At 35.5% G+C, this 11150-nt stretch carries 9 protein-coding genes; 4 read left to right on the top strand and 5 right to left on the bottom strand.

All coding sequences use genetic code 11. The annotated features are described in order from the left end of the window. Positions 1-36: 36 nt before the first annotated feature. From O5636_RS00965 to O5636_RS00955, 3 genes are all read right to left on the bottom strand, one after another. Positions 37-441: a hypothetical protein gene (locus tag O5636_RS00965; protein WP_420063776.1), complete on the bottom strand. Its 405-nt coding sequence runs from the start codon at positions 439-441 to the stop codon at positions 37-39. Between the two features lie 247 nt (positions 442-688). Further along, entirely contained in the window at positions 689-904 is a 216-nt protein-coding gene (locus tag O5636_RS00960) for a hypothetical protein (RefSeq protein WP_269622764.1), read from the bottom strand. 82 nt (positions 905-986) lie between these two features. Next, a complete protein-coding gene (locus tag O5636_RS00955) occupies positions 987-2597 on the bottom strand; it encodes a 2-isopropylmalate synthase (RefSeq protein ID WP_269622763.1) in 1611 nt (536 codons plus the stop codon). A gap of 86 nt (positions 2598-2683) precedes the next feature. Between O5636_RS00955 and O5636_RS00950 the strand changes: the two genes are divergently transcribed. Further along, a complete protein-coding gene (locus O5636_RS00950) occupies positions 2684-4246 on the top strand; it encodes a glycoside hydrolase family 57 protein (protein ID WP_269622762.1) in 1563 nt (520 codons plus the stop codon). Positions 4247-4256: 10 nt separating this feature from the next. On the opposite strand, the gene crtL is transcribed toward O5636_RS00950, so the two are convergent. Both crtL and gyrA read right to left on the bottom strand, forming a co-directional pair. Then, the gene (gene crtL / locus O5636_RS00945) at positions 4257-5486 is read right to left on the bottom strand and encodes a lycopene beta cyclase (RefSeq protein WP_420063775.1); all 1230 of its coding nucleotides are present in this window, start codon (positions 5484-5486) and stop codon (positions 4257-4259) included. Continuing rightward, positions 5483-8098 carry a DNA gyrase subunit A gene (gene gyrA, locus O5636_RS00940; RefSeq protein WP_269622761.1) on the bottom strand — a complete coding sequence of 872 codons (2616 nt, stop codon included), beginning with the start codon at positions 8096-8098 and terminating at the stop codon, positions 5483-5485. Before gyrA ends, crtL begins: the two co-directional genes overlap by 4 nt. Before the next feature lie 670 nt (positions 8099-8768). On the opposite strand from gyrA, the gene O5636_RS00935 reads away from it, so the two are divergent. From O5636_RS00935 to hisH, 3 genes are all read left to right on the top strand, one after another. Next, the gene (locus tag O5636_RS00935) at positions 8769-9932 is read left to right on the top strand and encodes a GuaB3 family IMP dehydrogenase-related protein (RefSeq protein WP_269622760.1); all 1164 of its coding nucleotides are present in this window, start codon (positions 8769-8771) and stop codon (positions 9930-9932) included. A 226-nt stretch (positions 9933-10158) separates the two neighbouring features. Next, positions 10159-10482, top strand: coding sequence for a thioredoxin (gene trxA / locus O5636_RS00930; RefSeq protein ID WP_269622759.1), 324 nt, complete (start codon positions 10159-10161; stop codon positions 10480-10482). Between the two features lie 29 nt (positions 10483-10511). After that, positions 10512-11147, top strand: a complete 636-nt coding sequence (hisH, locus tag O5636_RS00925) for an imidazole glycerol phosphate synthase subunit HisH (RefSeq protein WP_269622758.1) — start codon at positions 10512-10514, stop codon at positions 11145-11147. Positions 11148-11150 lie beyond the last annotated feature (3 nt).

The following is an 11150-nucleotide window of genomic DNA, read 5'->3' as shown; positions in this document are numbered from 1 at the left end:
TAATCTAATAATAAGTTAACCTAATTAAGGTTTATATTAATATCTTACTCTTCTCCTATGGACTGGTAATAACCAATAAATCAATGCAAACAAATTTAATATAGCTATTAATAAAGATAAACCACTTAAACCTATTAAATCACCTTCTCGCATCAATCGAACAACCCCATAAGGAATTGATCCAGCTATAACCATTGAAAGTGAAACTAATGAAACAATAATCCCCCACTTCCTTTGAGCTAAAAGTCCAGCAGAAGCTACAATTCCAACAATTGCTGCAGGCCAAGCCAAACTTATTGCAATGCTTATATTTGCAATATGCATTGGTGGGCCAAGACTAACTACATAAGCAATAAAAGGAAGCGCAAGAAGATTCGAAAAAAGTCCTAACCAAGAAAGTATCCAGTAACCTTTTACAGGCTTTACCATTAAGAACTCCATATCCACTTAAATTAAAATAACGTTAATTAACCCATTTTCTTGATATTAAGTTAGCTATTGAAATGATACTATCTTTTAAATATAAATGAACGATAAGCTTTATAAAGTTAGTTAGACGCTTAATCTATTCCTTTAAAAGATAATTGAAAATAAATATTCTTGGGAAATCTCAAATTCAAATATCATTGAATTAATTGACTCTTAGAAATTAATTTTATGGCAAATTATATAGAAATAAGTATAAAAGTTATGAATATTGGATCGTCCTCCAACAACCATTTTCAGTCATAATCTCTATTCCAATAGAACTATAGTTACCAGAAAGATCTTTCTTTTGAGTAGAAGTCCATTGTTTAGCAGCCAATCTAGCTGCATCTATTGATTCATAAGGCATATCTAGTACTGGATGAGGAAGACCATCCATTCCTACCAGACGAAATTTGTTAGCTTCAGGCATAGCCATGTCCTATGTACGCTCAACCAACTGTCACTTAACTATTCTATATGAAATAAGAAAGAAAAACGCAATACAACAAAAATATGATCTAAAGATTTCCGTTTACAACATCATATTGGGGATGCAATGCAAAATTCTGATCTGAAGAAACAAGTCTGTTCAAAGCATTTATATAGGCCTGAGCTGAAGCTACAACCACATCAGTATCTGAAGAGTGTCCTGAGAAAATCTGTCCATTCCTCCTCAACCTAATTGTGACCTCACCAAGTGCATCTATACCCTCAGTGACTGATTTTACTGAAAATTCAATTAATTCATTTTGTTCATTAGTCAAAGATTTAAGGGCTTTGCATACTGCATCTACTGGACCGGTTCCTAAAGCTACTGTTGTCTGTTCCTGTCCTTCCTGATCTTCAATAGTCACTGTAGCTGTTGGTTTTAAAGCTGTTCCACAACTTACTTGCACTAATTTTAATTGGAAACGTGCTTCAGGTTGCATCACTTGTTCACTAACTATGGCCTCCAGATCTCTATCTGTAATTTCTCTTTTACGGTCTGCTAAATCCTTAAATCTAGCAAATGCATCATTTAAATCCTCTCTAGTTAAGTCGTAACCTAGATCTTCTAATCTTGCTCTAACAGCACTTCTACCACTTAATTTTCCTAAAGAAATTCTATTATCGCTAAGTCCAACTGTTTTTGCATCAACTATTTCATAAGTAAGTCTGTTTTTTAAAACACCATCTTGATGAATACCTGATTCATGTGCAAAAGCATTTGCTCCTACTATTGCTTTATTAGGTTGAACAACCATTCCAGTAAGATTTGAGACTAGCCGAGATGTCTTGGTAATTTCTTCTGTTCTTATAGCAGTTAGTGGGGTTGGACTATTCATCTCTTTCCCTAAAAAAGTATTAAAATACCTTCTTCTTACATGTAACGCCATAACTAACTCTTCAAGGGCTGCATTTCCTGCTCTTTCACCAATGCCATTAACAGTGCATTCCATTTGCCTAGCACCATTTTTAACTGCTTCAAGAAAATTAGCCACTGCAAGTCCTAAATCATTGTGACCATGAACAGATAAAACCGCTTCATCAATATTTGGAACATTCTTGTTTATTCCAGCGATCAATTGTCCAAATTCTGTTGGTGTTGTATATCCGACAGTATCAGGAATATTAATGGTGGAAGCTCCTGAAGAAATAGCACTTTGAATTATTTGGTATAGGAAATTTGGATCACTTCTTGCTGCATCTTCGCAAGAAAACTCAACATCTTCTGAAAATGATCTTGCGTAACTAACCATTTCAGGAACTATCTGAAGAACATCAGATCTTGACTTACGAAGTTTGTGTTTTAAATGAATATCGCTAGTTGCAATGAAAGTATGAATACGCTTTCTTGGGGCTGGAGATATAGCTTCTCCACATGCTTTTATATCTGATTTAGAAGCTCTTGCTAAACCACAAATAATCGGACCATCCTCCCCTCCGACTTGATCAGCAATTCTCTGAACAGCCTTAAAGTCTCCTTGACTAGCAAAAGGGAAGCCTGCCTCTATAATATCAACACCCAATCTTGCAAGTTGATGTGCTATCGCTAATTTCTCTTCCAAATTTAAACTTGCACCAGGAGATTGTTCCCCGTCTCTGAGAGTTGTATCAAAAATCAAAACTCTTCCAGGATCCTTAGCCATATAATTTCCTAATACAATTAAACAATTTATTTTATTCTAACTATATTTCTATAAGATATTAAATCTAAAGAACCTCATACTAGAACTTGTTTACAGGCAAACTCGCCCTTGTTCTGCATGCTCATCTTCCATATGTGAGATCTGCAAACCCTGGATCTCTTGAAGAGGACTGGTTTTTCCAGGCTCTCTTTGAATGTTATCTACCTATCTTAAAAGTACTTGAGAAATCATTACAAGAAAAAGATGAAACGCCAAAAATCACCATTTCTCTATCACCCACACTTCTATCTCTTTTAGATGACAAAGATTTAAAAGCTAGGTTTCCTGATTGGTTGAAAGATAGATTAAATCTTCTTAATTATATTGATAAAGAAAGACAAATTGCATCTGATTACCTAGACAAATATATAAATAACCAACTAAGTGATTGGGAATCATGTGAAGGGAACCTAATACAAAGGTTTTCGCAACTACAAAAATATAATGTAGTTGATCTACTTACTTGTGCAGCCACTCATGGATATCTTCCATTACTTAGAGAAAACATAGAGTGTGTCAAAGCACAATTATCAACTGCTGTAAAAGAACATTTTCGTTTTTTCGGAGTAAAACCTAAAGGGATATGGCTACCAGAATGTGCTTATTATGAAGGCTTAGATAAATTAATGCTGGAATGCGGCCTTAGATATTCAATTTTAGATGGACATGGCTTATTACATGCTAATCCTAGGCCTAGGTATGGGATATATGCACCAATTTGTTCTAGTAATGGTGTTGCCTTTTTTGGTAGAGATAGTGACTCAACACTACCAGTTTGGTCTTCGAGAGAAGGATACCCAGGAGATAAAAACTACAGAGAGTTTCATCGCGATTTAGGGTGGGATCTACCTCAAAAAATATTAAAAAAAATTGGGATAAAAGACTCCAGGCCTCTTGGTTTAAAACTTCATAAAGTCACTTCAAGAAATACATCTCTGACTGAAAAAAAGTTTTACGATCCAAAATTGGCAGCCGAAAAAGCTAAAGAACATGCAAAGAATTATCTCCAAGATAGACATATACAACTTAAACGATTAAATCAAGAAATTGATCAAGAACCAATCTTAGTAGCCCCATTTGATGCAGAACTCTTTGGGCATTGGTGGTTTGAAGGACCAATATTTTTAGCCGAGATATTTAAACAAGCCAAAGAAGAGAATATATTCTTTACTAATTTGAATGATATTCTAAGGTCTACTTCAAAATTACAATTATGTGAGCCTTGCCCGTCAAGTTGGGGGCAAGGAGGTTTTCACAAATACTGGCTTAATGAAAGTAATTCCTGGTTAATTTCTGAATGGAGTAAGGCTGGGAAGGCAATGGTAAATAGATGCAGTAATGGAGTCGAAAAAGAATACGAAATTAGAATTCTTCAACAAGCAGCTAGAGAATTACTACTTTCTCAATCATCAGACTGGAGCTTTATATTAAAAGCTGGAACTACTACTGATTTAGCTAAAAAAAGAATCTATAAACATTTAGATCGTTTTTGGACCTTGATAAATGCATTAGATAGAGAAGATAATCCTTCAGATTTAAAACTTAAAGAATTTGAATTAGAAGACTCTATATTTCCATTAATTCAAGCCAAAGACTGGTGCAAAATATAACTTATAAACATTAATTTTTAACTATCCCAATCATCCCTAATTTTATCTTTAATGGAGCTAATGTAAAAAGCTTCAACATTACTATTATCAATTCATGAAGAGGCAATGTATTGGCAAGAAATCTCGACCAATCTTTCTTAGATAATTTAAAAAAGGTAGCAAAAAAAGTTCTCAACAGAGCCTCATCAAAACTCATCAAACGATTTAAACCAAATTGATATAACCTATGTCTTTGTATTAATTCATTAGACCATAGAACTCTCCAACCTTCTTTAGCCAAGGCCTTTGAATCTAAAGGAGGGTCTATTGACAATGATTTTGATAGTTGTCGAGCCAGTGAAGGAGATCTTCTCAAAAGTGCTCCTACCATATAACCAGAAGCAGGATGTACCATACTGGCTGAGCCACCAAAAGCAAGTAAAGCTTGATTCCTATCAGGCAAAGGAAGATTCATTGGAAACAAACAATATTCTTCATGCATTACTTCTAAAACTTTAATTCCACGACTTGATAGTCTTGCAAGTAATCTCTCCTTCAAAGTATTCCATGAAACTGGGGGTGAAAAAGCAAGAGAGGTTTCTTCTACAAAAAAAACTCCCTCACCAAAATCCATTGCATACAAAAACGTAGGTGGCTCCTTTAATTGTTCATTTGTCAAATGGTCCGGGCGAAAGTCCATAAGAACAAATTGATCTTTATCAACAGGTGGGCAACTAAATCTTCCAACAATTCCATATGCTGATTGTTGTGCAACATCCTCTTTATAAGAACGTCGAATAAACGGTGACCTATGTCCACTAGCATCAATAACTACTCTAGCTCGATATGTATTTCCTGAAGAGCATATCACTTCGGTTATTTCATCTGTATATCTAATATTTTTAGCCGTTTCTATACTCCATTCAAGACCAAGGCATTTTTTTAACAGCTCATTCTGAAAAGCTGCTTGGTCAAAAAGTCCATAATCAAAACAATGAGTAACAAGGTGATTCCCATCATTATTTTGACCATCCCCAAAATAACTAACCGTATTTTTCCACCGATGACCTAAAAGACTTGCTATCCCTAGCGATTCAAGCTCTTCAGCCCAGATTCCATAGGTATTAGGCCAAGGCTTTTCAGGAGAATGTGAGGCTAACGCACTTACATTCAATCCTTGTTCAATCAATTCAGAGGCAATGCAAAGAGCAGCAGGTCCTGCGCCCATAACCAATACATCTGAACATTTTTTCAATTTCAACTTTCAGGAGAATCTTTTAACACAGATTGATCAGTGCCTGTAACTTCATCATTATTTTCTTGTTCTACTTGTTGAGGTGGTACTAAAACAACCTCAGCTAAATGATCTCCTAAATCTAAGCGCTGGAGTCTAACTCCAGTAGCAGCTCGTGACTGTTGTGAGATTTGATCAGCACTTGTTCTAACAATTACACCTTTTTCACTAACTAGTAAAAGCTCTTCTCCTTTTCCTAAAACTTTTAGTCCAACTAATTCATCATCTTGATTTCTAAATTTGATAGCACGTAAGCCCATGCCAGATCGTTTTTGAAGTCTAAATTGAGTAATTGGAACTCTTTTCCCTAATCCATCAGCCGAAGCGACCAAAACCCAAGGGCCTTCATATTCATTGGTTGTAGAAAGTTCATTTTCTTGAGATATATCAGCTACCTTGTCAGCAAGCTCCTGAGAAAGTACATCCATACTTACCAACGAATCTCCTTGACGCAAATTCATTGATCTAACTCCTCTAGCAGTTCTTCCCAAGGGTCTAAGTTCAGCATCATTTATACGGAAATGGATAGTCATACCATTTTTTGATCCAATTAATACACTATCGCCTGAAGAAGCCAATCTCACCCATCTAAGTGCATCCCCGTCCTCAAGACTTATAGAAATCAAACCATTTGCTCTGATTTTATTAAAAGCTGAAACTGATGTCCTTTTAATAAAACCTCCATTAGTCAGCATTAATAAATGATTATCGTCATCAAATGAAGCCACTGAAATTATAGAAGTAATTGCTTCTTCTCGTGGTATTGGCAAAAGCTGAACAACTGGAGTTCCTTTTGCAGCTCTGCTGCATTGAGGAACCCTATAAGCTGGCACTGAATAGACAACTCCTCTATCACTAAAAAGCAAAAGGTTGTCATGGTCATTACAACTAATAAATAACTTAACTTCCTCTTCTCCTTGACTTCTAGTCCCAGACTTACCTCTTGTTCCTCGACTTGTAGACTCAAATTCATTAACAGGCATTCTTTTGAAATAACCAGTTTCTGTTAACAATACAACTGACCTTTCATTTGCAATTAAATCTATATCTTCAAGCCCACTTCCTAAATCTAAAATCTCTGTTCTTCTAGGAAGATAATACTTATCTCTTATATAAGATAATTCTGATTTAATGATTTCGTAAACTCTATTCTTATTAGCTAAAATATCATTAAAATCTTCTATCTTTTTTAAAAGATCCTCATGTTCAAGTCTTATTTTGTCAGACTCTAAAGCAGTTAATCTCCTTAATTGCATTTGCAATATAGCGTCTGCTTGAACATCTGTTAATCCATGAACTTCTTGCAATTTTTTCTTAGCTACTGAAGTATCAGGAGCTGAACGTATTAAAGAAATAATCTCATCAAGTTGATCTAATGCAAGTAAAAGTCCTAAAAGAAGATGGTTCCTTTCTTCTGCTTTTCTTAATAGATAACGAGTTCTTTTTTCAATTGTCTCTACTCGAAAATCTAAGAAAACATGTAACATTTTGAGCAATGATAGTGTTATAGGCTCACCATCAACCAAAGCAAGCATATTTGCACTAAAATTTGACTGCAAAGGAGTTAATTTAAATAGGTTATTCAAAACAACCTGGGGATAAGAATCTCGCCTTAGCTCTACCACTATCCTCATACCATCACGATCACTTTCATCTCTAATATCAGATATGCCTTCAAGCTTTTTATCATTAACCATATAAGCAATACGTTCTATCAAAGCAGCTTTATTTGTTTGATAAGGCAATTGGGTTATCACAATTGCATCTCTATCAGGCCTCCCCTTATTTTCAATAGTTTCTATTTCCGCGACCCCTCTCATGGTTACAGAACCTCTCCCAGAAAGATATGTTTCTCTAATTCCACTTCTACCGAGGATCTGTCCTCCAGTAGGAAAATCTGGGCCTGGAATTATTTTCATTAATTCTTGATCAGAAAGTTCTTGATTGGATATCAAAGCCATCAATCCATCAATTATTTCTCCAAGATTATGTGGAGGAATATTTGTAGCCATTCCAACAGCAATGCCAGAAGAGCCATTAAGTAAAAGCTGTGGAATCCTTGCCGGCAATACAGATGGTTCTTGTTGTGAACCATCAAAATTATCTAAAAATTCAACTGTTTCAGATTCTATATCCTCTAATAGACCATCCTGAGTTAGAGCTTTAAGACGAGATTCTGTATACCTCATTGCTGCAGGAGGATCATTATCTATAGAACCAAAATTCCCATGTCCATCTACCAAAGGCATTTGCATGGAAAAATCTTGAGCCATTCGGACCAAAGCGTCATAAACAGCAGTGTCACCATGCGGATGATATTTACCTAAAACCTCTCCAACAACTCTTGCACATTTCCTATAAGGCCTATCACTAGTCAATCCCAATTCATACATGGCATAAAGGATTCTGCGATGAACCGGTTTCAAACCATCTCTTGCATCTGGCAACGCTCTGCCAACAATCACACTCATCGCATATTCCAAATAGGAACGAGACATCTCACTGCGAAGGTCTGTCTGGATGATCCGATCTTCAAATTCATCTGGAACACTATTATTGAGTTCCGTTGGATCAGCCATGCAAAATAATTTTGACCATTGAAGTTATTTTATCTTGAAATAAGCTTAATTGTTAGAGTAAAAAATTAAATTTATTCGCATGATTTGATATCATCACAACTCATAACTCCATAAGACAAAAGCATATATAAATTAAATTAAAGAATCCAACACATTACTTTTTACTATAAATTAAGAAAATAAACATTAAACTATTGCTATTTACTGAGAAATAGTCTTCTTCTTAGAGAAGAATTTATTAAAATTAAACTAACTAACACACTAATTTAAACCTATTAGAATATTTTAAACTCTATATTTTAACTATCTCTATAAGATCTTTTAATTAGAAGTAAAATCTAAATACATCATAAGAATTACAGTTAGATATCACACATATAAATTTCATCAGAATTATTTAAAGCTTGCCCCCCCTTGATCCTGCTATAAAAATTGATGGTTACAGATTTTTAAACAATTGAATTCAAAAAGGACTTAACTCAAGAAATCGAAACTGATCTCACAGTTTAATAAGACAATTATTACTTCTGGCCATTAAAAAAAGATGCTGATTAAGAAACTTTTCATTCACTTACGAACGCTATAAGGATAATCTCCAATAACAATCCTCAATTTCCAACCATCTAATGTTTTTAGTTGGTAGCTTTTACAAAACCTATTGATACCTAATGTGAATATCCAACTTGGCCGCTCAAAACAAGTTCGTCGAGCCTATGGCATAGACGAAATAGCTCTTGTACCTGGAGGTAAAACGGTTGACCCTGAAAATACTGATACCAATTTAAGTCTTGGAGGGATAAATTTAGAAGTCCCGATTATTGCAAGTGCAATGGATGGAGTTGTGGACGTCAGTATGGCAGTTTCCCTTTCAAAATTAGGGGCGCTTGGGGTTTTAAACCTAGAAGGAGTACAAACGAGATACGAAAACCCTGAAGAAGTATTAAATCGAATTACTTCTATTGGAAAAGATGGGTTTGTACCCCTTATGCAAGAAATCTATAGTCAACCAATAAAAGAAGCATTAATAAAAAAAAGAATAAAAGAAATAAAAGAAAAAGGAGGAATAGCAGCTGTTAGTGGAACTCCTTTAGCTGCTATAAATTTTCAAAAAACAATCGAAGAAGCAGGCGCAGACATCTTTTTTCTTCAAGCTACTGTTGTATCCACTGAACATATTGGCAAAAAGAATCAACAAAATCTTGACATTTCAAATCTATGCCAAAGTCTTGATATCCCTGTCATGGTTGGGAATTGTGTTACTTATGATGTAGCTCTAAATCTCATGAGGGCTGGCGCTTCAGGAGTTCTTGTTGGCATTGGGCCTGGGGCTGCCTGTACTTCTAGAGGAGTATTAGGCGTTGGAGTACCTCAAGCAACTGCTATTGCAGACTGTGCGTCAGCAAGAGATGAATTCCAAAAAGAATCAAACAAATATATTCCAATAATTGCCGATGGCGGAATAATTACCGGGGGTGATATATGCAAATGCATTGCTTGCGGAGCAGATGGGGTGATGATTGGTTCTCCAATTGCTAGAGCGGAAGAAGCTCCTGGGAATGGTTATCACTGGGGAATGGCAACTCCAAGTCCTCTACTGCCAAGAGGGACCAGAATTAAAGTTGGTTCAACAGGAACATTAGAAAAGATACTAAAAGGACCAGCAACCTTAGATGATGGAACACACAATCTTCTTGGTGCATTAAAAACTTCAATGGGGACCCTTGGTGCACAAAGCATTAAAGAAATGCAAGAAGTTGAAGTAGTAATCGCCCCATCTTTACTCTCAGAAGGCAAGGTATACCAAAAAGCACAGCAACTAGGAATGGGCAAATAACTTGCCAAATATAATCAGCTCTAGTCTATTAAATAAAAATAACCCAGCAAAAAAAACAATTTCTACTTAGGTTGTCTATTGCGTTTGTATTAACTCCTTAGGAAGTATGTAACCAGAAGATATCCAGAGTCGCCTTTTAAAGTTCAAATAAATACAAGTAATGGCAAGAATCATTTTCTCAGGCAAAATAAATGACATATGATTCTTTTTAGTAACTTTTAATTGTATGTCTAGCGCCAGTGCTGTTACTGATTCTTCTTTTGAGCAGGAAGTTCTTCAAAGTAGTTTGCCCGTACTTGTTGATTTTTGGGCTCCCTGGTGCGGCCCATGCAGGATGGTCTCCCCAATAGTTGATGAAATATCAAAAGATTTCGAAGGGAAAATAAAAGTATGCAAACTTAATACAGATGAAAATCCCAATGTTGCCAGCCAGTATGGGATTCGAAGCATTCCAACATTAATGATTTTCAAAGGTGGTCAAAAGGTTGATACTGTTGTTGGAGCAGTTCCTAAAGCAACCCTTTCAGGAACTGTTTCCAAACACCTATAAAGATCTCTTAGAAAAAATTCATTCTGCAAGTGGTAATCAATATTGGACTTATAGATTATGGGATGGGAAATCTACATTCAGTAGAAAGGTCATTCAATAGGCTCGGACAAAATATAACTATAGTCAAAGATCCAAGTGATATTAAGCTTTGCAATGCATTAATCCTCCCAGGTGTTGGTTCATTTAGACCAGCCATGAGGAATCTAGAAGACACCAAACTCATTCCAGAAATACAAAGCTGGGTCTTAAATGACAAACCTCTTTTAGGTATATGCTTGGGACTTCAATTGTTATTTGAATTTAGCGAAGAAGGAAATGCTCAAGGATTAGGTTTGATAAAAGGCAAGGTATCGAATTTGCCCACCAATCAAAATCAACATATTCCTCACATTGGATGGGCCTTACTTAACCAGAGTAAACACTGCCCTTTATTTACAAAAAACAACGATCCTCAATGGATGTATTTTGTACATTCATTTGCAGTAATGCCATCTAATAAAAAAGATATCGCAGCAACAATTGATTTTGGAAGCACACAAGTTACAGCAATAATTTGGAGAAATAAATTAGCCGCATGTCAATTTCATCCAGAAAAATCTGGCAAATCAGGTGAATTATTGCTAAAACAATGGCTATCTTGGTTGAAAACTGATCTTAATAACTAACTC

Source organism: Prochlorococcus marinus str. MIT 0918, from assembly GCF_027359415.1.
GTDB lineage: Bacteria > Cyanobacteriota > Cyanobacteriia > PCC-6307 > Cyanobiaceae > Prochlorococcus_E > Prochlorococcus_E marinus_C.
The sequence above is the reverse complement of the archived record's forward strand: the minus strand, read 5'-3'. Positions and strand labels throughout refer to the sequence as shown.

Bases quoted from the DNA above. Each gene is read 5' to 3' on its own strand.
- O5636_RS00965 (WP_420063776.1), bottom strand. From the start codon at position 441: ATGGAGTTCTTAATGGTAAAGCCTGTAAAAGGTTACTGGATACTTTCT.
- O5636_RS00960 (WP_269622764.1), bottom strand. From the start codon at position 904: ATGGCTATGCCTGAAGCTAACAAATTTCGTCTGGTAGGAATGGATGGT.
- O5636_RS00955 (WP_269622763.1), bottom strand. From the start codon at position 2,597: ATGGCTAAGGATCCTGGAAGAGTTTTGATTTTTGATACAACTCTCAGA.
- gyrA (WP_269622761.1), bottom strand. From the start codon at position 8,098: ATGGCTGATCCAACGGAACTCAATAATAGTGTTCCAGATGAATTTGAA.
- trxA (WP_269622759.1), top strand. From the start codon at position 10,159: ATGTCTAGCGCCAGTGCTGTTACTGATTCTTCTTTTGAGCAGGAAGTT.